The sequence below is a fragment of the Oceanobacillus caeni genome (assembly GCF_019037185.1).
In the GTDB taxonomy this organism is placed as follows: domain Bacteria; phylum Bacillota; class Bacilli; order Bacillales; family Amphibacillaceae; genus Oceanobacillus; species Oceanobacillus caeni.
Map to the genome: position 1 here is coordinate 1 of NZ_JAHHXM010000018.1, position 25,434 is coordinate 25,434.

The 25,434-nt window shown below is 39.0% G+C and carries 22 protein-coding genes; 18 read left to right on the forward strand and 4 right to left on the reverse strand.

What is annotated here, in order from left to right; all coding sequences use genetic code 11:
* Positions 1–234 (forward strand): zinc ribbon domain-containing protein (locus tag KM885_RS10825; RefSeq protein WP_216883951.1); only part of this gene is annotated, 234 nt, incomplete at its 5' end.
* 351 nt (positions 235–585) lie between these two features.
* On the opposite strand, the gene KM885_RS10830 is transcribed toward KM885_RS10825, so the two are convergent.
* The 4 genes from KM885_RS10830 to KM885_RS10845 form a co-directional block, all read right to left on the reverse strand.
* The gene (locus KM885_RS10830) at positions 586–909 is read right to left on the reverse strand and encodes a YolD-like family protein (protein ID WP_047186614.1); all 324 of its coding nucleotides are present in this window, start codon (positions 907–909) and stop codon (positions 586–588) included.
* A 233-nt stretch (positions 910–1,142) separates the two neighbouring features.
* Entirely contained in the window at positions 1,143–2,141 is a 999-nt protein-coding gene (locus tag KM885_RS10835; protein ID WP_047186615.1) for an ABC transporter substrate-binding protein, read from the reverse strand.
* 19 nt (positions 2,142–2,160) lie between these two features.
* The gene (locus KM885_RS10840) at positions 2,161–2,928 is read right to left on the reverse strand and encodes an ABC transporter permease (RefSeq protein WP_047186616.1); all 768 of its coding nucleotides are present in this window, start codon (positions 2,926–2,928) and stop codon (positions 2,161–2,163) included.
* A complete protein-coding gene (locus KM885_RS10845; protein ID WP_060667716.1) occupies positions 2,912–3,697 on the reverse strand; it encodes an ABC transporter ATP-binding protein in 786 nt (261 codons plus the stop codon). Before KM885_RS10845 ends, KM885_RS10840 begins: the two co-directional genes overlap by 17 nt.
* A 232-nt stretch (positions 3,698–3,929) precedes the next feature.
* Between KM885_RS10845 and cysK the strand changes: the two genes are divergently transcribed.
* From cysK to KM885_RS10930, 17 genes are all read left to right on the forward strand, one after another.
* Positions 3,930–4,853, forward strand: a complete 924-nt coding sequence (cysK, locus tag KM885_RS10850; protein ID WP_060667715.1) for a cysteine synthase A — start codon at positions 3,930–3,932, stop codon at positions 4,851–4,853.
* A gap of 261 nt (positions 4,854–5,114) precedes the next feature.
* On the forward strand, positions 5,115–6,635 hold the full coding sequence (gene exaC / locus KM885_RS10855) for an acetaldehyde dehydrogenase ExaC (protein WP_047186619.1): 1,521 nt from the start codon (positions 5,115–5,117) through the stop codon (positions 6,633–6,635).
* 237 nt (positions 6,636–6,872) lie between these two features.
* Entirely contained in the window at positions 6,873–7,232 is a 360-nt protein-coding gene (locus tag KM885_RS10860) for a DUF779 domain-containing protein (RefSeq protein WP_060667714.1), read from the forward strand.
* 326 nt (positions 7,233–7,558) lie between these two features.
* Positions 7,559–8,869 (forward strand): toprim domain-containing protein, encoded by a 1,311-nt coding sequence (locus KM885_RS10865; RefSeq protein ID WP_047185938.1) that lies wholly within the window; start codon positions 7,559–7,561, stop codon positions 8,867–8,869.
* Complete coding sequence (locus KM885_RS10870; protein WP_047185939.1) at positions 8,845–10,269, forward strand: hypothetical protein; 1,425 nt, start codon at positions 8,845–8,847, stop codon at positions 10,267–10,269. Before KM885_RS10865 ends, KM885_RS10870 begins: the two co-directional genes overlap by 25 nt.
* Positions 10,214–10,924: a hypothetical protein gene (locus KM885_RS10875; protein ID WP_047185940.1), complete on the forward strand. Its 711-nt coding sequence runs from the start codon at positions 10,214–10,216 to the stop codon at positions 10,922–10,924. The genes KM885_RS10870 and KM885_RS10875 overlap by 56 nt, the downstream gene beginning before the upstream one ends.
* Positions 10,905–14,108, forward strand: a complete 3,204-nt coding sequence (locus tag KM885_RS10880) for an AAA family ATPase (protein WP_216883952.1) — start codon at positions 10,905–10,907, stop codon at positions 14,106–14,108. Before KM885_RS10875 ends, KM885_RS10880 begins: the two co-directional genes overlap by 20 nt.
* Positions 14,109–14,992: 884 nt before the next feature.
* On the forward strand, positions 14,993–15,679 hold the full coding sequence (locus KM885_RS10885; protein WP_060667711.1) for a CoA transferase subunit A: 687 nt from the start codon (positions 14,993–14,995) through the stop codon (positions 15,677–15,679).
* The gene (locus KM885_RS10890) at positions 15,663–16,331 is read left to right on the forward strand and encodes a 3-oxoacid CoA-transferase subunit B (RefSeq protein WP_047185943.1); all 669 of its coding nucleotides are present in this window, start codon (positions 15,663–15,665) and stop codon (positions 16,329–16,331) included. The genes KM885_RS10885 and KM885_RS10890 overlap by 17 nt, the downstream gene beginning before the upstream one ends.
* Before the next feature lie 54 nt (positions 16,332–16,385).
* Positions 16,386–17,378, forward strand: coding sequence for a TAXI family TRAP transporter solute-binding subunit (locus tag KM885_RS10895; protein WP_216883953.1), 993 nt, complete (start codon positions 16,386–16,388; stop codon positions 17,376–17,378).
* A gap of 31 nt (positions 17,379–17,409) precedes the next feature.
* A complete protein-coding gene (locus tag KM885_RS10900) occupies positions 17,410–19,392 on the forward strand; it encodes a TRAP transporter permease (protein ID WP_047185945.1) in 1,983 nt (660 codons plus the stop codon).
* Positions 19,392–20,237 (forward strand): 3-hydroxyacyl-CoA dehydrogenase, encoded by an 846-nt coding sequence (locus KM885_RS10905; protein WP_216883954.1) that lies wholly within the window; start codon positions 19,392–19,394, stop codon positions 20,235–20,237. The genes KM885_RS10900 and KM885_RS10905 overlap by 1 nt, the downstream gene beginning before the upstream one ends.
* A gap of 11 nt (positions 20,238–20,248) precedes the next feature.
* On the forward strand, positions 20,249–21,028 hold the full coding sequence (locus tag KM885_RS10910; protein WP_145542926.1) for an enoyl-CoA hydratase/isomerase family protein: 780 nt from the start codon (positions 20,249–20,251) through the stop codon (positions 21,026–21,028).
* A 15-nt stretch (positions 21,029–21,043) separates the two neighbouring features.
* On the forward strand, positions 21,044–22,210 hold the full coding sequence (locus tag KM885_RS10915; protein WP_145542928.1) for an acyl-CoA dehydrogenase family protein: 1,167 nt from the start codon (positions 21,044–21,046) through the stop codon (positions 22,208–22,210).
* The gene (locus tag KM885_RS10920) at positions 22,210–23,397 is read left to right on the forward strand and encodes a thiolase family protein (protein WP_204797792.1); all 1,188 of its coding nucleotides are present in this window, start codon (positions 22,210–22,212) and stop codon (positions 23,395–23,397) included. Before KM885_RS10915 ends, KM885_RS10920 begins: the two co-directional genes overlap by 1 nt.
* Positions 23,398–23,569: 172 nt before the next feature.
* The gene (locus tag KM885_RS10925) at positions 23,570–24,544 is read left to right on the forward strand and encodes a hydroxyacid dehydrogenase (RefSeq protein WP_204797724.1); all 975 of its coding nucleotides are present in this window, start codon (positions 23,570–23,572) and stop codon (positions 24,542–24,544) included.
* Positions 24,545–24,633: 89 nt separating this feature from the next.
* Entirely contained in the window at positions 24,634–25,428 is a 795-nt protein-coding gene (locus KM885_RS10930; protein WP_216883955.1) for an IclR family transcriptional regulator, read from the forward strand.
* Positions 25,429–25,434 lie beyond the last annotated feature (6 nt).

The window sequence follows — 25,434 nt, forward strand, 5'->3', positions numbered from 1 at the left end:
TGGGGGATGTTTACTTCTTTCTTACACTACAAATTAAAAGAACAAGGGAAACGACTTGTCAAAATAGATAAATGGTTTCCCTCTACAAAAACCTGCTCGAAATGTGGGGCAGTAAAAGAAATCAAATTATCAGAACGTACTTATCAATGTGCATGTGGACTAAACCTTGATAGGGATTACAATTCAGCACTCAATATCAAAAAAGAAGGCATTCGATTGTTAGAAAGTGCCTGATAAAAAAATAAACTCTTGGAACAAGAGGGTTAGCTTGGTCAAATTCGTCAGCTACCAAAAGTGGCGATTACCCAAGAAGCCCCCACTTCAAGCAACCCGTAAGAGTGGTAAGTGGGGGTAGTTCACTTACATTACATTGATATATATTTTGTTGCTGCCTCTAATTTCCTTAATTAGGGGTTTTAATATGGCTAGAAACCTTGCTGAGTAACAACCAATCCATATTCAGACAAACGTTTGATTTGTGATGAATACATAGAATAAGAACAGCAACGAAAAGACTCGCCTAATTTTTGATATGTTATGAAATACCCGAGAAAGGCGAAAAGCCACTAACCTTATCGGCTAGGGCTATTCCGTAACAACATCTAAAATATCCATTAATCCTATTTTCGTATAATCATCTAACTGTATATATTTATCGGCGAGATCAATCTTTTTTATTTTGCCTTTAATCACTTTGTAATCATAATCGGAATAATATTTAATTTGAACGGGTAAATGATGATGAATAGCGAGTTGCAGTTTCATGTTTATTTCTTCTAATTCTTGCTCGTCTAACATTGGCTTAGCTTTCCTTTCCTTGTCTTTCCACATCTTATTTAGCATCTGAATATGCTCTGGTAGCATCATAGCTGTCCATTTAATCGATCCACGATCATTTACTTCTGACATAATAAAACCACCTACCCTTAGAACGTTTGTTCCTATTATAACACAAAAATATTATCATATGAAACATATGTTTTAGAAGGGACTTGGTGGAAGATACAGAAAAGTGTATGGGGCCATATGGAATGGTGGAAAAAATGTAAATAGGCTCTTGCAAATAAGGTATCTGGATAATTGATACCCAAAGAGTAGCCATTTAAAAAGCCTACTCTTTAGGATGAGTTTAATGTTATGAATTAATTAGATTTTAATACCAAGCCGTCGAAATTAGGGGTTTCTTTAAGGAATTCTAAATCAAAAGAGGATTGACCAAACTCTTTCAGCACTTCCTCATCAATTTCAGTTGTATACGTCATGCGGTCCATTGCTTTTGCTACGATTTCTTTGTCCATTTCCTGTTTCGTTAAATCTTTAATCGCCTTAATCACTATATCTTGCGTTTCCTCTTGGTTGTTATGAATAAAATCTATAGCTTTTTGTTGTGCTTTCACTAGGCCTTGAACCGTTTCTTTATTTTCTTCTATTAGGTTACCCGAGGCCACTAAAACTACGTTCGGAAGGTTTTCTCCATATGCAATTTCTTCTGTGCTTACAACTACATTCGCACCGTTTTCAATTAAAATAGTTGCCCATGGTTCTGGAACCGCCGCTAAGTCTACTTGACCTGTTTCAAACATTCCTTGATATGTTGCTGGATTACCAGTAACATGTTTTAAAGAACCCCCAATACGTGCAGATGCTAAATCATCTAGGTCTTTTTCCATTAAAAAGGTTTCAAATTGAACATCATGTGTACAGCCAATTCCTGGTGTGATGAATGTTTTTCCTTTCATGTCCTCCAAGCTTTCGATTCCACTTTGTTCACTGGCAACAACCACTGTGCCACCTGTTGACGCGCCACCGATGATTTTGACATTAGCTCCATTTGAATAGTTGTTTAAAACCGGCCCTGGTCCAACTAACCCAGTGTCAATTTCACCAGATTTTAATGCAGTCATAAAGGTTCCACCATCAGGAAATGTACGATATTCAATTTCAACATTTTCTCCCAACGCTTCTTCATAGTATCCTTTTTCACGTGCAATCATTGCTGGTGCGTGATCAATATTGGGGAAATAGCCAATAACAACTTTTTCCTTTCCTTCTTTTCCGCCGGAAGTTTCATTCCCCCCACCACATGCTGCTAATACTCCTATGATGAGCACGAATATAGTCATTAATAACCATTTTTTCATCCTTCTTCCTCCTCGTGTATTATGCTGCTTCTTTTTGTTCAAGTCCCCATTTCACCAAGACTCTTTTTTCTATCCGTTGAAAAATAAGAATATCAACGGTTACCCCAATAACACCAATAACGAACATGATTGCAATCACCATATCCATCCGTCCAAAGTCAGATGCATATTTCAAGGTATAACCGAGTCCTGGCCCTGTACTTAGTAACTCTCCTGCCATTAAGGCGCGCCATGCAAAAGCCCATGCTAAGCGGGTTCCTGTGACAGCATATGGAACCGCCGCTGGTAACATAACGCGGATGAATAAATCAATTCCAGTAGATCCCATGGTTTGGGCTGCTTTAATATAAAGTGGTTGAACATTTTTAATCCCTGTCCGCATATTAATCGTCATAACAATAGCGGCACCAAGTACGATAATGAAAATGACTGATTTTTCATTGAGTCCAAACCACATGATCGCTAGTGGAAGCCAAACAATACTAGGAATACTTTGTAGTGCCAGTATCAGTGATCCCAACGTTTCATCCGCGGTTTTCACATTGGCTAGGAATACGCCTAATAAAACACCAATAATAAGTGCAATGGATAAACCAATGATTAATCGAGTAAAACTAGCCCCTAAGTCCTCTATTAAGGAACCATCAGCTAAACTTTCCCGAAGGCTTAACAGCACATCTACCGGTGATGGCAAAATGACAGCTGGAATATGAAAGATTCTAATTGCTAACTCCCAGAGTCCAAATAATGCCACAAAAAAGAGGATTCGTTTAATAGCTAACTGCATCGTATAACTCCTCTTCTACGACATTATCTATCTCATTTTTTAATAATTTCGTAATCATGTCTTCATAGTAGACAATTTCTTGTATGTGCTGTTCTCGTGGCCGATCGATATCTATAGGAATCTCTTTTAATATTTTACCGGGGTGTGTGCCTAATACAATAATTCGATCTGATAATTTAATAGCCTCTTGGATACTATGTGTAACAAAAAGAATGGTCTTTTTCGTTTCGGACCAAATTCTTTCTAGTTCATCTTGAAGCCTTCTTCTCGTTTGCTCATCTAATGCACCGAACGGTTCATCCATTAGAAGAACGCGTGGATTCATGGCTAGGGCTCTAGCAATGGAAACTCTTTGCTGCATCCCGCCTGAAAGTTCATGTGGGGAATGTTTGGCATAGGAACTTAACTGCACCAACTGTAAATATTTCTGTACAATGACTCTTGCTTCTTTCTTTTTCATTTCTTTCTTTAAAGCGAACATGATATTTTCTTCAACAGACAGCCATGGAAAAAGGGCTGCTTGCTGAAACACCATTCCCCTGTCTTTTCCTGGTTTTGTAATTAAGCAATCGTCCAAGTGTAACTCTCCTTCGCTTGGCGTCAGAAGACCTGCAACAATATTAAGGAGTGTTGATTTACCACATCCAGAAGGCCCTAGAAGAGAAACGAATTCTCCTTCTTTTATGTTTAAATTAATGTCTTTTAAAACTAGTTCCGTTTTCCCGTAGTTCGTAAAACGCTTCTGTACATTTTTTATCGTTAGGAACATGCGTTTTTCCCACCTTTTAATAACCTTATAATTCACATCATAATAATAGGAATATTTATAATTAGATTATATGACGATAATAGGGAAAGTCAATTAGTTTTTAGAAAATTAGGCAAAAAATCTCGGTTTTCCATTGTTAATAACCTCTAAATGCGTTAAAATTTAGTATACATACTACTTTAGTTGGAATTGGTACTTTCAGATAGAATAAAATCAAAAGGTGGTACTCAGGATGAAATTATATTCAACTATTCTCGACCTTATCGGTAAGACACCAATCGTACAATTAAACAGACTGCCTGATCCAAACGGTGCTAATGTTTTTATGAAATTGGAATCTTTTAATCCCGGCGGAAGTGTCAAAGATCGAGCGGCATTTAATATGATTGAAGAAGCGGAAAAGGAAGGAAAGTTGATTCCAGGAAAAAGCACAATCATTGAACCAACATCCGGTAATACCGGAATCGGACTTTGCATGGTTAGTGCCGTAAAAGGTTATCGTTGTATTGTTACGATGCCTGACAATGCGACGAAAGAGCGGATCAAAATTATGAAAGCTTATGGAGCGGAAGTTGTTTTAACTCCATCAAGCCAGCGAATGCAAGGCGCTATTGACGAAGCGGATAGAATAGCCAAAAAGACACCAAATAGTTTCATTCCAATGCAGTTTGAAAACAAAGCAAATGCAGATGCACATCGAGAAACAACTGCTGTAGAAATTATGGAAGCCTTTGATGGGAAATTGGATGCATTCGTGTTAACAGCAGGTACAGGTGGAACTGTTACAGGGACTGGAGAAGAATTAAAAAAGCAAATTTCTCATTTGAAAATTTACGTTGTGGAACCAAAAGGATCACCTGTTCTCTCAGGCGGTAAACCGGGTCCGCATAAGATTCCAGGAACAGGGCCAGGATTTATTCCAAGTATTTTAAATCAAGAAATTTATGATGAAATTCTTCATGTCGATGATGACGATGCACAAAATATGGCTAGAAGTCTTGCTGCAAAAGAAGGAATTTTTGTGGGAGCTTCTAGTGCAGCATCGGCCTTTTCTGCGATTCAAGTAGCGAAAACACTCCCATCTTCTGCAAATGTTTTATGCATTGCTCCAGATACTGGTGAACGTTACTTATCATCAGATTTATTTCCAGAATGAGCCAGGAGGACAGGTCTATCCCTCTGGTTTTTAGAAAAAAGAAGTAATTGCCCTCCCGCGACCAAAGTGTAGGGTAATTATTTCTTTTTTTCATCCAACATTCATTTTGGTTAATCAAAGGGAAATTAACCTATACGTTTTAAATGAAATAACAATCATTCATTGGAATATTTCCGAAAAACAAGAATAAGTTTATTAGAGAGGTTCTTCAGGATCATACATAACATCTCAATTTCTACTATTATTAAGGGGGAAATATTCTTGAGGTACAACAATCCAAACACAGAAGGTTCTATCCTTTCATTTAAAAAACGTTATGATAATTTTATTGGTGGTGAATACCGTGCACCCGTGAAGGGGCAATACTTTGACAATGTCACTCCAGTAACTGGTGAAGTGTTTTGTGAAATTGCTCGTTCCACGAAAGAAGATGTTCAATTAGCAGTTGATGCGGCACACGCGGCGAAGGATGCATGGGCAAAGACGTCAGTTGCAGAAAGAGCAAATATACTAAATAAAATTGCTGATCGAATAGAAGAAAATAGGGAAGTTTTAGCAGTGGCTGAAACTTGGGATAATGGAAAAGCCGTTCGGGAAACACTTGCCGCAGATATCCCGCTTGCAGTTGATCATTTCCGCTATTTTGCTGGTGCTATCCGCGCGCAAGAAGGTGGCATCAGTCAAGTGGATAATGATACGGTTGCCTATCATTTCCATGAACCATTAGGAGTAGTTGGGCAGATTATTCCGTGGAATTTTCCATTGCTAATGGCAACTTGGAAACTAGCACCTGCATTAGCAGCTGGGAATTGTGTTGTTTTAAAACCAGCTGAACAAACTCCGGCATCGATTCACGTTCTTCTAGACATTGTGAAAGATTTATTGCCGGCGGGAGTGGTTAATGTGGTGAATGGCTTTGGGGTAGAGGCCGGAAAACCACTTGCAACGAATCCTGGTATTTCCAAAGTTGCCTTCACAGGGGAGACAACTACTGGAAGATTAATCATGCAATATGCTTCGGAAAATATTATTCCAGTAACTCTAGAATTAGGTGGGAAATCGCCGAATATTTTCTTTGAAGATGTGATGGATAAGGATGATGGTTTCTTAGATAAAGCTATTGAAGGAATGGTCATGTTTGCCTTGAACCAAGGGGAAGTTTGTACTTGTCCATCCCGTGCGCTTGTTCATGAATCTATTTATGACGCATTTATCGAAAGAGCAATCGAACGGGTAAACCAAATTAAAATTGGTCACCCACTTGATACAGAAACGATGATGGGAGCACAAGCATCAAATGAACAATTGGAAAAAATAAGCTCCTACTTAAGTATTGGAAAACAAGAAGGTGCGGAAGTCTTAGTTGGCGGAAATGTTAATAAATTAGAAGGAGAACTGGCAGGCGGATATTATGTAGAACCAACTATTTTTAAGGGCGATAACAAAATGAGAATTTTCCAAGAAGAAATTTTTGGACCGGTTCTTTCTGTAACGACCTTCAAGGATAAAGAGGAAGCACTAGAAATCGCCAATGATACGTTATATGGATTAGGAGCGGGGGTTTGGACGCGAGATATTAACACGGCATATCGTTTCGGTAGGGAGATTGAAGCCGGTCGTGTCTGGACAAATTGCTATCACCAATACCCAGCACATGCTGCATTTGGCGGATATAAGAAATCTGGTATTGGAAGAGAAAATCATTTAATGATGCTAAGCCATTATCAACAAACGAAGAATTTATTGATAAATTATAGTGAGACGGCAACTGGTTTATTTTAATGGGTTGCGGGAAATTTTATTAGATTTGTAGCTTGGGTGGTAGTGAGAGTAACGGATATCAGCAATCAGTACCGGAATATCAGTAAAGAATAGCGGATATCAGTAAAGATTAACGGAATATCAGTAATGAATAAAGAAATATCAGTATTAAGCAGTAGTAAGTAACGGATTTTGTCAAAGGAGCATTCATTCCATCGTGAAGGGTTGCTCCTTTTTTCATTAAAAAGGAGGCATCATATGGTTAAACGTGTCATTGCGACGGAAGAGGCTTTGAAATTGATTGACAAATTAAAAGATCTTCATGGGCCATTAATGTTTCATCAATCAGGAGGATGTTGTGATGGGAGTTCCCCGATGTGTTATCCAAGGGATGAGTTTCGTACAGGAGATTCAGACATCCTTTTAGGGGAAATTAGCGGCACACCATTTTTCATAGCTAAAGATCAATATGAGTATTGGAAGCATACGCAGCTTATTATTGATGTTGTCGATGGACGCGGGGGAATGTTTTCTCTGGAGGGTCCTGAAGGCAAACGATTTTTAACGAGGTCGCGGGTGTTTACGGGGGAGGAGAGGAAAGTACTGTTTAATCAATGAAGAACAGGACTGACAGCAATTGTTGCGATTATCGCACAAGTCACCAATAGAAAAAAGAAGTAATCGCCCCCGCTAGGTCAAAGTGTAGGGTAATTACTTCTTTAAAACGAAACTTATATCTCTTACGTCAGCCGCTCTTCTTGCGGCATGTATGTTAACTTAGGCGGGTGTTCATAGCACCCGTCTTATTTTATTTAACAAGAGATAATCCATTTCGAAAGTCGTAGTTGTAAAAACTCAATTACATAAATTTGTCAGTTCACACGATGGAGGATAGCCCCCGTCTCTGTGATAAAATATACTAGGAAGTAGAGGGGGGAGAATGCTTGATTCCAAGTGAATGGAAAGAGTATTTAGAAGAGCACATTTTATTAAAAAATGAAGAACTTCATTTAATAGATATAAATGAAAACAACGGAAACGTGGATATCCCTGTTATCAGGAGAACTGCTAGAACAAGAAGAACAGTTGCTAGGTTAACCATCGGAATCGTTACTGATCATACGGTCTCACCACCTGAAAAACTAGTAAAAGCTTTTAGTAGTTCAAAGGTCAAGAAGCATTTGACTCTATCAGATGAAACGTATGATTGGATTCGTAATGGTTGGTTGATCAGGGAATATCGCTTTGAAAAAGATGAGCGGACCTTGAAGAGTGAGCAATATCGAATGGGTTATGGTCTTTTTCAATATCAACAGTTCATTCAAAAACAAAAGGAAGAAGAAAAAAAGCAGCTTATCCATGAATGGAAAACACGCTGGGAAGAAACGAGGGGCACTGGTAAAGTGGAGGATGGGCTCCGCTTAGAATTACTAGACTTATTAGAAAATAGATTACAACTGATTGCCAATGAGGGACAACGGTTTTTAGAAGGCCAAGTTGATAAAATGGAAACAGTAAATCCTTCTTGGAGGTTTAGAAAGCAAGTCCTATTCTTACATTTCTTAGTAGCTTTGTACCAGATTGCTGCTATTGAATATCATTATGACTGGAAGCAAATTGGCGCTCGTTATTATCGGAAAATAGGAGGGTCAAAGGAATTTGACTCCTATAAAAAAGATTTCATTGAAGAGGCAGAACGATTTCTCGAACGTCCGTTACATTTGTTAGGTCTTGCTAGTTTGGGTACGATTACGCCGATATTTTTTTCCGGACCAATGAGTGGGAAAAAAGTAACGTACAGCTATGGGAGTGTTCACGCTACAACCGATTTAGCGGTTTTTACCGACAACTTTCAAACGAGTGCGGAAGTGTTGTGGTTGGTGGAGAATAGAGGCGTGTTAACGCGGATGGCCTATGAAGAAGAATTTTTACTAGATTCCAAGAGCTTTGTGTTAGGAATTGATGGGCAGTTGCGATCAGCACACCGACAATTGATTGGAAATCTCGTTCCCTTTGTGAAACAAGTAATTATCTGGACGGATGTCGATGAAGCGGGTTTAACGATTGCTAAGGAAATTTTCCAGCTGACTGAAAATGAGCAAGTCCTTACAAAGTGGGTGGTTCCACCGTTAGAGATCGTAACTGATATAGAGGAGTTTGAAATACGGTATAAACAGTCGATTCAAGCTGGGAAGGAAGAACAGGAACAAGAGATTGGAGGAGTGAGGTATTGGAAGAATTGGATAAAGCCTTAATTTCCATTTTTGATACAGATGGAGATAAGCCAGAGCTTCTTCAGTCCATGCGTGATATTGCGGCATTATCTGGCGTGTTGAGTGAACTAAGTGATAAGGAATATTTTCAATCGCCGATTCACGTCCTACGTTTTTTGCGAGTGTTAAATATTATTAATCAAGAGGCGCTTGGGATTACGGATCCAATCGAGAATGAGGAAACACTTTTTTATCGTTACCGTCATACGTTCGGTTATGACGAAGAGATGACAATCGGCTTCATAAAACACTTGACGTTTGTGTTGGGAAAATACAACTGGATTGCAAAAACGGGGAAGCGAATCAAGATGCGTGATGTTGGTAAGCGAATGATGGATGTCTTGATTCGGCTTGCTAATGATTCCCTTGCGTATTATTTGAATGATGATGTTCAACGATCGCTTTTCCAAGCAAAAAGAGATGCGGAGCTAAGTGAGGCTTATGATGATAAGGGCATTTCTGGTGGGAACAAACTAATGAGTATGATTAAAAATGTGGAGGAAGCGGTCTCGCTATTAACCGAAAGAGAGTTAGAGTATTTGTCCGATCGCAACGCATTGAACCAGGTAGAGGTTATCCATCAATTGATGAAAGAATTGGAAGTAAAAATGGTTGAAAGGCTTGCTAAATTTGAAACGCTAGACCAGGAACTTGTTTTTGCTACTGTGAAGCAAAGGGGAACAACAGCGATAAGTGAAGGAACAAAGATAAGTCTTGGGACGATAAACAAGATTCTTAAGTTTGCCCATCTGCAAGAGACAGATTTTATCAAGACAATCCATCCTGAACTCTTCCGGAATTTTATTGTGAAGTCATTTGATCCACCAATAGGTTCGGATATACCTAATGCTCATCAAATCCTTAGTTTTATGGAACAGGGACAATATGAGGATGAGGAATTGGATGGTATGTGGGTACCGGTCAAATTTGCTAGTCCCTTGCCGCCGGTGGCAATTGATGAGGGGATCGAGTATGTGGAGAACTATGAACCAATCACGGAGGAAATCGAAGAAACGGTGGAAGAGGATTTTCCAGAATTAGAAGAAGTGATGGAGGATCAACTAGAAGAGCTTATGGGAGACTCAAGATGGCAAATGACGAAACAAATGATTCATACCGAGCAGATTGAAAAATACCTCGATAACGTAGACGAAGCAGGACTAGATGAATTAGTAGTTCAGGCTGGATCTGATAAATGGAGTGACGTCTTAAATGGTCTAATTGGTGTGTCTGCACTCATTGCTAATAAAAAGGCAGATATCGATGAGAAAGCAAATCGAAAATTAGATGACAATAAGACGGAGAGAGATTGGAGGTGGATAGAGGATGAACAAGGAACCTATGGAATTAGAAAACGAGGAAGAAGAGATTCAAAATATTAATCCCTTGTCAGCCTTGCAGTCGATACAGGGGTTTTTGACAAAGGAAGAAGAGCTTGTCTTTATGCAAATCTTGTTTTCTTCTTCTGCTACCATCCGAACGGGGAACTTTGGTCTATCACGTAAGGAAGTGGAGAAATTACTTGGTATTACGAATGATGAGGAAGCTTTTGCTTCATTTATTAAACGGGTGAATCAAGGGCTTAGCCGTTATTTTAAGGTGATTTATGATGAGCGTAGAAACCAAGTTGTAGCGCTAATGCGAGTACCCGCAAAACAAGCGAGAAATGTCTTGAACAAGGAGAGCCTTGCGATTCTCATGTTTATTTTTTATCACCAAGAGGTGTTGCAAAATGAATACACGCTTTTCTCACAATTGATTCATAGTTTTGGTCATGAATCTCTGCAGGTGACAAGGAAAATTCAAGCAAACTTAGATCCTTTGAAAAAAATTGGTGCAATTGAAGTTTATGATACGAATTCTGATGAAGAGGCGTATCAACTTACGGCTATTGGTGTACATATGTTCTCCGATTCGTATTTGCGGCGGTATGCGGAATTTAGTCAGTCGAATCAGCTTCATATGGAAGACGTGTTACGGTTCTTTAAACGATACAACATGAACGGAGGTGTGGGTGATGATTCCATGGAGACTTAGATTTTCTGGTATTCGTGATTATACCCCGACGGTTATGGATTTTTCAGATAAAGATGATCACATTCTCATTTCTGGACCAAATGGTGCTGGTAAGTCAACCATTACTTTTTGTATGGGTGGGGTACTTTATTCTAGTAAGGTTGATTTAGAAGGATTAAAGTCTAATAATCTTCCATCAGATCAAACATGGCGGGCAAAAATTGAACTGCTTTTCAAAAATGAAGGAAAGGTTAAGGTCGATGCCCCACAGTTCGTTCAATTTCGGTTAGATATTGAGCAAAAGCCAGGGGATCCAATTAAGAAGGAGTTTTACATTGAAGAGGGAGATGTGATGGACGAATGGGAGCGGTCAACGAAATTTTCTTCTGGTGGAAATCTTAATTTTTCCGAATATAAAAACCAAGTGCTATATAAGTATGCGGTTGATCCTGATGAGTTTTATTTGATTTGGTATCAAAAAGAAGTGAATCAATTTGCGGTTATGCATCCCGAAGAGCGGTTCCGGATTTTTAGTGAAATGAATGGAATTGATAAGATCCAGAAAAATTGGGAGCAAAGTAAGGAGCTTGTGAAGGAAACGGAACAAAGCCTGCAAGATGCAGAGAGTAAACAAGGGCTTAACAAAATGCATCTGAAGCAAAAAAAGATGGAGCTCGATAGGTACCACGATCGGAACCGTCGGCTTGAGGAAGGGTTTAAGCAATATTATCTTGGTTTGAAATGGTTGGAAAATTATCATCTGAAGCAAATTGATTCCTTAAAAGGCCAGATTGAGGAATTGATTGATACAAAGGAAGAAAAGATGGATGAGAAAAAAACACTAGTCATCCATCACGTTGAGCAAAAAGAGCAGCATGCAGAGTTTACGGAAATGCTTGGCTTGCTTGACGTGCGTAAACAGGAATTGGTGGATGAGTTAGAGGAGTCCAATCAAAAGTTAAAAGCAACGCAAGAAGAACTAGATGCCATCTCTGATCAAATTGAAGAAATTACTAAAAAAGTAGACCGTATTGGCATGACAGAAGAGGAAGTTACTGAGGCGTTGAGTGAAGCGGAACAAACCTACGCTAAGTTGGATGTCTCTGTTCGTGAAAAGGAAGAAATGAGTAAAAGCCTTGCGGAAACTTTAGACAAGTTAACACCACAATTGGCAAAATTGGAAGTGGAAATCGAGCAAGACAATGAGAAGCAAAAACAAGTGAGAGATCTAATTGAGACGTATCATAGTAGCGGTGCTGTTCAAGCGGAAATGGACAGGAACGAACGGAAGCTTGATTCTAATAAAGATGAGCTACGTGAACTGGTAGGGAAAGAAAAAGCGTTATTTAAGGAACTAGAGTACCTCCGAAAAAATCAGGTATACAGCCCTCGCCAGGAGGAGTCGATTCATTACTTTGAAGAAAACAATATTAAAGTCTATCCGTTGCGTGAGCTTCTGGAGTTAGATGAGACGGCAAAACAAAGTGATGAGCAGTTATTTGATACGATTAAATATACATTATTTGTTAACAAAAAAGTATTTCAAGCGCCAAATGACTTGTATCATGTCCCATTGCCAAACGTAATTCCCAAAAAGACAATTACCCATCTTCCGGACAAACATATCAAGATTAAGGATAATTTAAGTGATAACCTTTATGTATTTGCCGTAAAAGCACTATGGTGGACGCAAACCTTTTTTACCAAAGAAATGCCTGTGATTGAAAAAGGGATGTTAATGGATCAACAGGGGATAAGAGGATCCCAAGAAGAAAATAAAATTATTTTAAGTGAAAAAGTGTTGCAAAGCCATCAGGTTAAGCTAGAACAAGAGCTTGGCACAATCGGGGATAAGATGGATCAACTTACGAAAGAAATTGATGAGTTAAATAATAGAAATTCGATATTGTTTAGTCGGCGCGAGTCACTGAAGGATGCTGAAGCATTTTTAACGAAAGAAAATGAAAGAGAATGGCGGAGAAACCAATTTGACAAGTTAAATAGTGAAAAGAGTACCATTCTAGAGGAGCAATATACGATTCAGTCTAAAATAAATAGGCTTAATACGTCGCTTGCTGAATGGAAGCAGAAGGTTTCAACCTATAAGGAATTTCAGGCAACGTATGTTCAGTTTCAAAAAGAACAAGCAAAAGTTGCTAAAGTGCAAAAATTAAAAGGTTTGGTAGCTGAGCTAAAACAAGATAAAAAAGAGAAAAACAATCAGTTAAATGAACTGGAAGATTTACTAGATGAGAAGAGACGTGAAGAGAGACGGTTAGCAAGAGATTTGGAGGATTTGGAAGATAAAGTTATCTATCAAGACCGTGAGATTGAACAAATAGAGAGACAAATAAGGAATAAGTCTGATGAGCGGGTAACGAGTGAAGAGGCCTATTCTAGAACAAGGAAAGAAGTAATAAGGCTACAGGAAACTGCACAACGGCTAATCGAGAAGTTTGAGGAAGAGGCGGAACAGTTACCTGAAACAACAAAGCCACAAGCAGAGGAAATGCGAGACCTTGGAAAGACGAAATATGACAACGCGGTGAATGAAACAGGTATTGATGAAGCTGCACCGGAGAATTACAAGAAGATGAAAGAGGAATACGATCGGTCCGAAAATGAAGTGAAAAAATCAAAACTTTTATTGGAAGAATATACGGATAGAATGGAACGGCTTAAAGAAGATTTAGAAGATACCATTAACATGAAAATAATTGGTGTGAATCAAAAGTTTGTTCATTATATGTCCATGTTCGGATTTGAAGGGAAAATTGAGTGGGACATGAACACCGATCGACGTGGCCGAATTCGGTACACCCTATTCATTAAAGCGCGGAAAGAAGGCCACCGTGGAAAATTAGAAGATGTGAGTGTGAAAGCACGAGGAGGAAAAGTTGGAAAAGGTGTATCTGGTGGAGAGGAATCTCTTAGTTCCTTATTGTTTGCTCTAGCCTTGCTACAAACAATCGAAGCATCTCCGGGCTATATTGTTCTAGACGAGTTTGATAGTGCACTTGATGAGGGAAGAAAGGATAAAGTGTTTGAATTATATGAGCAGGAATTGAAGCGGAAAATGATTATTCTTACACCGAAGTCACATGAAGAGGAGTACCTTTATCGCTTTTCTAAAGCATATGTGGTGCACCATAACCCGAATATACCAAAAAGTACAGTATTTAAGGTTATGCGAGTTAATGAATGAGATGCAGGGACAGGTCCCACTCATGTCAAATAGATACATGGTGGTGTTCGTAAAGTGGAGTCCTTCTTTTCACAAGGAAATGGAGTATGTTTTATTTGGAAAAGAAAGTATCCTTTGTGATCACCATAGAAAGAAAAAAGTAACTGCCCAGCCCCGACCAAAGGTAAATGGGTAGTTACTTTTTTGAAACTTATATCTAAGGTCAGCCGCTCTTCTTTGCGGCATGTATGTTGCTAAAGAGGGTGTTCATAGCACAATAATGATAGCACTTACTTCAAACATTGTTTTGATAGGAGCCGTAACAATTATTGTGATGATAGTCTTACAAAGAAAAAAGTAACCGTCCTCCCTAGTCCAAAGGTTAGATTGGCTACTTTTAAATAAAACTTCAATACTTTAGGTCAGCCGCTCTTCATGCGGCATGTATGTTGCCTAGTCAGAGTGTTAGCAGCGCTCTGACTATTTTTAGCTTATTATAATTGTATTTATATTATACATGTATTTTGTTTACTTTTGCAATAAATCTAGAATAAAACTTCAAGATCCTTAAGTTTTAAAAGGCAGCTCTCACTATTAGTAACAGTGGGGCTGCTTTTACTTTTTAATACAAACATTTTGTCAGTGTGCAATGCTTTAGCGGTCACATATTCCTCCTTTAATAAATCAATCCTACAAAATCCGCCAAAAATTTTTATTGATTTTTATGAAAATTTGAATTAGAATGTTAAATATAATAAATCAGAATATTCATTCCGAAATACGGAATGACCAAAAAGTAGGTGGAAGGGGGATTGAATATCTACAATCCAACTCATTAATTAAAGTTCTGGTTGTAGAAAGATGATAAAAGCTAAATGTATACCATTCCAGGGAGGAGAAGGCTTATGAACAAATTAATTGATCGCTCGGATGCGTTAAACTACATAAAGGATGGCGACACGCTTTTAGTCGGTGGATTTGGCTTATCTGGCACACCACTTACATTGCTAGATGAATTAGCAAATTCGAATATACGTGATCTAACTGTAGTTAGCAATAATTTGGGGGAAGTTGGTAAAGGACTAGGAAAGTTGTTAGTATCTGGTAATTTAAAGAAAGCGGTAGGATCTTATTTTACGACGAACAGAGATGCGGTTGAGGCATGGAAAGAGGGGAAACTTGAAATCGAACTTGTTCCACAAGGTACACTAGCTGAAGCTATTCGCTGTGGAGGAGCAGGAATTGGTGGTTTTTATACAAAGACGGGTATCGGTACTACGCTTGCTGACGGGAAAGAGCAAAAAGTGTTTGATGGAGAAACGTATATTCTTGAGCAAGCTATCAAGGGGGATGTATCTATTATCAAAGCTTTGAAAGCGGATACACTAGGCAATCTTATATATGATCACACAGCGCGTAACTTTAACGCGGTGATGGCAACGGCAGGGGAAATAGTAATTGCGGAGGTAGATGAAATCGTAGAAGTAGGGGATTTGCATCCATTAGAAATTGTTACACCACATGTTTATGTCGATCATGTTGTATTAAATAAATATGTGAAGAAGGGCGGTGTATATGTTGAGTCAATCTGAACGAATTAAAATTGCAAAGCGTGTAGCAGAGGAGTTATCGGAGGGGCAAATTGTAAACCTTGGTGTAGGAATACCAACGTTAATACCGGATTTTCTTGGGGATAAGAAGGTATTCCTTCAATCCGAAAATGGATTATTAGGGATGGGACCTACTCCGGATGATGAAAATGTAAACATGGATTTAATTAGTGCAAGTAAGAAGCCAATTACGATGGAGAAGGGGGCTTCTTTATTTGACAGTTCAGATTCGTTTGTAATGATACGTGGCGGTCATATTGATGTAGCTGTATTAGGAGCTTTACAAGTAGACCAATATGGTGAAATAGCAAATTGGGCAGTACCAGGAAAAAGCATTTTAGGTGTAGGTGGGGCAATTGATCTTGTAGCTGGCGCAAAAAGAATTATTATTGCATGCACGTTACAAGCAAAGGATGGGAAATCAAAACTTGTTAAAAAATTAACCTTTCCTAGTAGTGGAACAAGAAGGGCGAATATACTCGTTACAGAACATGCGGTATTTAAATTTACCAATACCGGAACAGAATTAATTGAAATTTTATCGGATATTAGCATGGAGAAACTAAAGGAAATAACCGGAGTTGAATTTGGATATGACAATGTGAAAATATCATCCTCCAAAATAACCAAATAAGTTAATTTAAAGTTTTAAAAGCCCTTAAAAAATAAGATTACAAGGAGGAAAAGGATGAAAAAGTTACTTGGTTTGTTTATAGGTATGGCTGCTATGTCGCTCATGTTAATCGGTTGTTCGTCTGATGGAACTGGAAAGGATGCCGCAGCTACAGAAAGTGGAGTGCCGAACGAAATAACGTTTGGCTCAGCGACGGTTGGTGGATTTTGGTATACATTATCTGGCGCAATGGCGGATGTCATGACAGAAGTTTTTCCGGATTCATCTACTACGATTGTTGAAGGCGGCTCCGTTTCTAACTTACTTGGGCTTGGTCAAGGGGTCTACCATATAGGATTTAGTAATGGTCAAACGGTTCCAGAAGCATTAAATGGTATTGCAGCTTTTGAAGAGCCAATTGATAATGTCAGTACAGTTGCAACACTCTATCCGAATGTATTTCATATCGCTGTCCGTGCAGATTCGGATATTTACACGGTTGAAGATTTAAAAGGGAAAATAGTAAGTCCGGGAATTAAAGGATATAGCGGGGAGCTTGCCTTTCTGGATGTGTTAGAGCTTCACGATATGACTTACGATGATTTAGGTGGTGTGGAATATGTCGGAACATCTGAAGCAGCGGATTTATTACGAGATGGTCATATTGATGCAATAACAGGGATGATTTCAGCACCAGTTTCTACTTTTCAAGAATTAGATACAACACTTGGTCTTCGCTTAATCCCACTTGATGAGGAAGTTGTTGCGGGTTTACATGAAAAAAATGAAGGATATCTAGATTATACAGTTGAAGCTGGAACCTATCCGAAGCAAAAAGAAGATGTGAGAACCGTTGCTGGTTATACGGTATTACTTGTTAATGATGATTTAATGAGCGAAGAAGCAGTTTATGATTTAACAAAAATGATGTTCGAGAATCGTGATACATGGGAAACGATTTCTTCCATTATGAGTGATTTTACACCAGAATATTCGGTTGAAAATAATGTTGGTAAGTTACACCCAGGTGCGGAGAGATATTACAAGGAAGTTGGAGCCATGAAGTAAACAAATATAACGAAGAAAGGAGAGTGAAAAAATGAGTGAAAAGGATTTAATTGAAAACACGGAGACTCAAGCATCTTCAGAATTTGATGATGATGGTATCCCCAACGCAAAGGTAAGAAACTTAAAAGGCTCCTTTAGTACCGCTATTTCGATTGTTGCCATTGGAATGTCCATTTTTCATCTTTACACGGCATTATTTGGTGTATTCGAATCGATTTTGCAACGATCCGCACATATTGGATTTGCTTTGATTCTAGTATTTGCTATCTATAAACCTAGTAAAAAAGCTTCATCAGGGGAAAGAGTTCCTTGGTATGATTGGATTTTAATTTTATTGACCATCGTATCTTACTCCTACTTTATCTTTAATGCCCAAGAGATTCAATCTCGTATGAGTTATATTGAAGCACTGACACCATTCGAGATTGCACTTGGTATTATAGCCGGTCTAGTCCTGATTGAGGCAACAAGGCGCGTGATAGGAAATACACTAGTCATTCTTGCATTACTCTTCTTGGCTTATGGCTTCTGGGGGCATCTATTACCTGGTGCGTTATCCCATCGTGAATTTACAACGATGTGGATCATTGATCACTTGTACTATACAGTGACAGGGGTTTTTAGTACCCCACTTGGCGTATCCGCAACGTTTATCTTCTTATTTATACTATTTGGGAAGTTCCTAGAAGTATCTGGTGCAGGGCAGTTCTTTATTGATCTGTCTGTTGCTGGAATGGGGAAATATCGTGGTGGTCCTGCAAAGACTGCAATTATTGCTAGTTCTATTCTAGGAACCATTTCTGGAAGTGCCGTGGCGAATACGGTAACAACTGGGGCTTTTACGATTCCTCTAATGAAGAAAACGGGATATAAGAAGGATTTTGCCGGGGCCGTTGAATCGGTGGCATCCACTGGTGGGCAAATTATGCCACCAATCATGGGAGCATCCGCCTTTATTATCGCTGCCTATTTAGGTGTCCCTTATATGGATATTGCGATTGCGGCCATTATTCCAGCACTACTTTATTATTTATGCTTATATGTTCAAGTTGATTTACGGGCGAAACGGAATGGTCTAGTAGGTTTGGACAAAGAGAAGTTACCAAGTACTTGGGGAGTATTCAAAAAGGGGTTTATGTTTTTTGTTCCTCTTGTACTGATTGTTGTTTTGCTAGTTGCTGGTAGTTCTCCGATGAAAGCAGGATTGTATGCCATTATTGCAACAGTTTTAATTGCTGCGATTAGTAAGGCTAGCAGACTTTCATTTAAGACGATTATTAAAGCGTTAGATTTAGGTGCTAAGGCATCCCTTGAAACAGCAGTAGCCTGTGCAGCGGCAGGGCTAATTATTGGAATGATTAGTTTAACTGGTATCGGTTTGAAATTTAGTAGTATTATCATTGATCTATCGGGCGGGATTTTAATTTTAACTCTTATTTTCACGATGGTTACTAGTATTATCTTAGGAATGGGTCTTCCGACGGTTGCCGCATATCTAGTTCAAGTACCATTGACGATTCCGGCATTGATTGAACTAGGAGTATCCCCATTAGCTGCCCATATGTTTGTATTCTATTTTTCTGCATTATCAGCTATTACTCCACCGGTGGCATTGGCGGCCTTCGCAGCAGCAGGGATTGCAGGTTCTGATCCGATGAAGACGGGGTTAACAGCAGTAAGATTAGGGCTTGCAGCGTTTATTGTCCCTTTTCTATTCGTGTATGGGGAAGAACTCTTATTAGTTGGTTCGGCACCAGCAATTTTGCTATCGGTCATCACTGCAACGATAGGGATTATTGGAATTGCATGCGCAATAGAAGGGTGGTTGTTACGTCATTCGTTTTGGTATGAGAGAGTCATCTTATTTATCGGTTCACTACTAATGGTCATTCCTGGAATTTATACAGATGTCGCTGGGGTGATTATTATGGTCGCTATATATCTATTCCAACGTAACTTCCGAAAAGATCTACTAATTACAGAAACATATGAAGATGCAAAGGAGATGTATTAATGAACCAAGTAACCGTAGTCGGATCAGGCGTAATGGGAAAAGGAATTGCATATAGTTGTGCAATTGCCGGGTATACCGTTTTCCTAAATGATATTAGTGAAGAGATCCTTCAAAGGGCTAAGAAGGATATTACGCATTTGTTAGAAACTAGTTTTGAAAAAGGATATGTACGTGAGGAAGTCTATCAACATGCTTTAGGCAATATTCATTATGAAGCGGATCTTGAAACAGTAGCGAAAGATTCTAGCCTAGTCATTGAGGCTGTATTAGAAAAAATAGAATTAAAGATTGATGTCTTTAAGAAATTGGATCAAATTTGTAAGCCAGATACGATTTTGGCAACTAATACTTCCACGATGAGTCCAACGGAAATTGGTGCGCAAACGTCACGACCAGATAAAGTTGTCGCGATGCATTTTTTTAACCCGGTACACAAAATGAAATTAGTGGAAATCATTCGTGGTTTGGAGACATCGGATGAAACGGTCGCCTATGTAAAAGAAGTTGCTTCCAAATTAAATAAAGAATCGGTGGAAGTAAATGAATTTCCGGGCTTTGTAACATCAAGAATGAATTGTTTAATTGGGAATGAAGCGATGAACATGTTGATGGAAGGCGTGGCTAGTGCAGGGGATATTGATAAAGCACTGAAACTAGGGTTGAACCATCCAATGGGACCGCTGGAACTAGCTGATCTAGTAGGCCTTGATACGCGATTACGGAATATGGAGTATTTATATGAAACATTAGGTGAGAAATATCGACCTTGCCCACTTTTAGTGAAGTATGTCAAAGCAGGTAGATTAGGTAAGAAAAGTGGAAAAGGATTCTATGAATATAGCTAGGAGGGAAACGGATGGAACCTGTCAGTTATGTCGACGTGGAAATTCAACAAGGTATTTATTTTCTTACTTTAAATCGAATTGAAGCACGAAATGCGCTTGATGCTAAGATGTTAGCCGAAATTGAAGGCGCATTAGATGAGGCGGAGAAAAGCCAAGATGTGAAGGTAATAGTTGTTCAAGGTGCAGGTGGGAAGTCATTTGCTGCAGGTGCGGATATTAAACAGTTGCAAGCCAGAAAACCGCTAGAGGCACTTGTTCCGGGGATGCAAGGACTTTACCAGAAAATCGAGAACTGTAGCAAGGTAACGATTGCCGCCGTTGATGGATATACATTAGGCGGGGGATGTGAGCTTGCATTAGCTTGTGACATACGAATCGCAACGAAAAATGCCAAGTTTGGCTTACCGGAATTGAATCTGGGAATTATTCCTGGAGCTGGTGGGACACAACGGCTTGCCAGAGTCATTGGAAAAGGCCGGGCGCTGGACATGATATTAACAGGGAAAATGATTGATGGTGAAGAAGCAGAAAGAATTGGTCTAGTTACCTATTATGTCGAGCGTGAGGAATTGAAAGAAAAAATAGAAGAAGTTGCTAGTCAGATTATGAGGAAGGGTCCGGTCGCCATCCAATTAGCGAAGCATGCAGTCCATAAAGGCTATGACCTCGATATGGAAACGGCATTATGGATAGAGAAACTATCCCAGTCGATAGCTTTTGGAACAGAGGATAAGCAAGAAGGGACAACAGCTTTTATCGAAAAAAGGCAAGCTGAATTTCAAAATAAATAAGGGGAGATGCAGGATATGAATTTTGAATTTGCTGAGGATATTAAATTTTTAAAGGAGAATGTAAGGAAATTTGTGCGAGAAGTTGTGGAACCAGTAGCAATGGAAATCGAGGAAAAAGATCATATTCCGGAACATATCGTTGAACAATCGAAAGAAATGGGGCTATTCAGCTTAAGTATACCAGAAGAGTATGGTGGACTTGGCCTTGATATGGTCGGAAAATGTGCTATCTATGAAGAACTTGGTAAGACACATAACGGGTATACAACACTAATCGGAGCACATACTGGGATAGGTTCTGTCGGAATTGTGGAACTTGGTACAGAAGAGCAAAAACAAAAATATTTGCCTAAAATGGCATCAGGAGAATGGATTGGAGCATTTGCCCTAACCGAACCAAGTGCGGGCTCTAATGCTGCTAATCTGAAAACTACTGCAGTTCGAAAAGGGGATAAATACATTCTAAATGGCTCGAAACACTATATCACGAACGCCGTAGATGGTCATGTTTTCACCGTGATGGCCGTAACAGATCCTTCAAAAGGAGCAAAAGGAATTACATCTTTTATTGTTGAAAAGGACTTTCCAGGATTTAAACTCGGTAGTGTGGAACAAAAAATGGGCCTAAGGGGTTCCCATTCTGCAGAGCTATTTTTTGAAGATATGGAAGTTCCAGCTGAGAATGTCTTAGGGGAAGAAGGAAATGGATATATTAATGCCTTGAAGATTCTTGCAAATGGTCGTGCGGGTTTAGCAGCACGCAACCTTGGTTCATGTGAAAGATTGCTAGAGCATTGTTTGTCCTATGCTAGCGAACGAGAACAGTTTGGAAAACCAATACTAGAAATCCAAAGCGTGCAAAATATGTTAGCTGAAATTAGCATGCAAATTGAAGTATTACGTTCCATGACTTACCGGGTTGCTTGGATGACAGACCAGAACCAACGTGTCGTGAAAGAGGCAGCAATTGCCAAACTATTTGGTTCAGAGGTTTACAATAAAGTTGCAGATCTCGCGGTACAAATTCATGGGGGAATTGGCTATATGAAAGATTATCCGATTGAAAGATATTATCGTGATGCAAGAATTACGAAAATTTATGAAGGTACCTCTGAGATACAACGGAATATTATCGCAAGTGAATTAATCCGAAGTCTAAAGAAGAAAGAGGTTAAATCATGATGAAGAATTCCTATATTATTGGCTCTGTCCGAACGGCAATTGGAAAAATGGGAGGGACGTTAAAAAACGTTCCCGTCGATCACTTGGCGGAAAAGGTTATTCGTGAAGTGCTCCAAAGATATGGTCCAGAGGTTGCAGTTGATGAGGTCATTCTTGGACAAGCAAAACAAAGCGCGGATACATCAAACTTAGCAAGGTTAGCTGCTTTACGTGCTGATTTACCTGTATCTGTTACAGGTTACACTGTTCATCGTCAATGTGGGTCAGGGTTGCAAGCAATTAATAATGCGGAAATGCAACTAAGGATGGGGTTATCCGATGTAGTTGTTGCAGGTGGAGCAGAAAGTATGAGTACTGCACCGTACTATATTCGCAATGCACGCTATGGTTACGGGGCAGGAAATGGGCTACTGCTCGATCCAAATACGGAAAGTCAACCGTGTTCACAGCCAGTGGAGAAATATGGGAATTTGACAATGGGACTAACGGCAGAGAATTTAGCGGAAAAATATAATATTTCCCGGATAGAGCAAGATGAATTTGCCCATCGTAGTCAGGAATTAGCGGATCAAGCGATTAATGGAGGTAAATTTAAGGAAGAAATCGTTCCGTTTGAGGTAAAAGAACGTAAAAAGACGATTTCTTTTGAAAAAGATGAACATCCACGACTTTCTTCGGTTGAAAAGATAAGCACACTTAAACCTGTCTTTAAAGAAAATGGTTCCGTTACCGCAGCGAACTCCAGTGGCAGAAATGATGGTGCAGCAGCAGTATTAATGATGAACGAAGAGAAAATGAAGGCGTATGGTTTGAAACCAAAAGCGAAAATTATCGCTCAAGCAGTTAGCGGTGTTTCTCCTGAAATTATGGGGATTGGCCCTGTAGAATCCACTCAAAAGGCTTTAAAGCAATGTGGTTTATCCATAAATGATATTGGTTTAATCGAGTTAAATGAAGCATTTGCAGCGCAAGCATTATCCGTTATTAAAGAAGCGGAAATGGATATAAATCGTGTGAATGTCAATGGTGGAGCAATCGCCCTCGGGCATCCAATTGGCGCAACAGGAGCCATCTTAATGACAAAATTACTTCATGAAATGGAACGTAGAGGTGAGAAATACGGTCTTGTTACCCTATGTATTGGTGGGGGGCAAGGAATATCTACTATAGTTGAGTATCTTCCATAAAAAGGGAGGAAGCTGGCATTTTTTTGCCAGCTTCCTATGAATTAGGTAGTAAATAGAGGAATTTACAACCTTTACGGATTTCTAATGAGAAGGGGAAGAATTTTCATGAATAAGAATACGTAAATCAAAGGAGGAAAACGAACTGAAAAGACATATTGTTCAGATTCTCCCGATGTATCATCCAGATGGGGAAAAATTATTAAATCGCTTAGCGAATGTGACTAAATTTGCTGACTTTAATGAAAAGGAAATTATTCATTTTTTAAAGAATCATTCTGTTGAAGGCATTATATTAAGAGCACCTGCCCAAATTACGCCAGCTATTCTCGATGCATGTAAAAATGTAAAGGCAATATCCGGAGCGGGTGTTGGTCTTGATAACATAGATGTAGCCTATGCAACAGAAAAAGGAATTAAAGTATTACATGCACCAAAACTTAATAGTCAAGCAACAGCAGAACATACAGTAAGTTTAATTTTAGCAACCATGAAGAATCTCGTAGCCTTTCATCAAGAAACGAAACAAGGAAATTATAATTATCGTGACGGAAAATATACGCTAGAAGTTCATAAGAAGAAACTTGGGTTGATTGGGTTTGGGACGATTGCTCAAAAGGTAGCGAAAATCATGAAGCTTGGTTTTGATATGGACGTCACTGCTTATGTTCGTACGATAAAACCCGAAAGACAGGAGAACGCAGATACAATAGGGGTAGAACTTACTAAAAGCATGGAAAAGGTTTTTCGTGAAAGTGATGTGATTAGTTTACATATCCCGTTAACCGATGAAACGTATGAGTTAATCGATAGAAAATATTTCAATCTGATGAAGCAAAGTGCCGTTTTGATTAATACGTCACGCGGTGGAATTATTCACGAAAAGGATCTAGCGGACGCGCTAAAGAAAAAGCAGTTTCTCCGTGCGGGGATGGATGTTTTTTCGATAGAACCTCCCTCACCTAACCATCCATTTTTTGAATTAGAAGAAGTGATTGTAACACCACATATAGGTGGAATTAGCGAGGAGGCAGCCAAGACTACATCAACAGTAATTGTGGAAAATCTCTTAAAGGTATTGAATGGGGATAGGGTGCCTACGATTGCGAATGAAAAACAATTGATCATGAAGGGGATGGATGCTTTCTAATTTATCAGTTGGGATGAAGAAAAAACTTCTGATGAAAGTCTCCTTTATCACCTTATACAATGGGAGAGGAAAGAAATGAGGTAATCCGTATGAGCCAGAGCCTTGTAAAAGCGATAAAAATATTAGATTGTTTCTCTACAAAAGCTGAATTATCCCTTATCGAGTTAGTAGAATTGTCTGGTTTACCTAAAACGACCGTGTTTCGCCTCCTATCATCATTAGAAGAAACAGGGTTAGTGGTAAAGGTGAAAAATACTAGTCACGATGTTAAATTTCGCTTAGGTCTTAAACTATTGGAATATGGTAATTACGTAAACGAGCAAATTGAATATCGAAAAATAGCCTTACCGCACATGATGGAGCTAAATGAAACATTAAATGAACTTGTTCACTTGACGGTAGTGGAAAAAGAAGAGGCTGTCTATGTAGAAAAAATAGATAGCACCAAACCGGTTCGTTTAGTCATTGAAAAAGGTAGAAGATCTCCTCTTTATGCTGGGTCGGCACCGAAATTATTACTAGCAAGTATGGATGATGCAGTCATTGATTCATATCTCGAAAAAGTAACGATAAAACAAATTACAAAAAACACGATTCGTAATGTAGCTGAATTAAAAGAGGAAATTCGCAAAATTAGAGAACAAGGTTATTCTTTTAGTCGTTCCGAGCATTTTAAAAATACGATGGGATTCTCCTTTCCAATTTATAATCGGAATGGGAAGACAGTTGCAGCAATCGGAGTAAGTATTTCATCAAACGACTACTCAGAGGAACGTGGAAAAGTCATTATAGAAAAGACGAGAAAAGCAGCACAAAATATATGGAAAGATATGGGGTGGAACCCGGATTCTTGTCCCTCTAAGCTAACTTTTGGAAATAGATAATGGTTT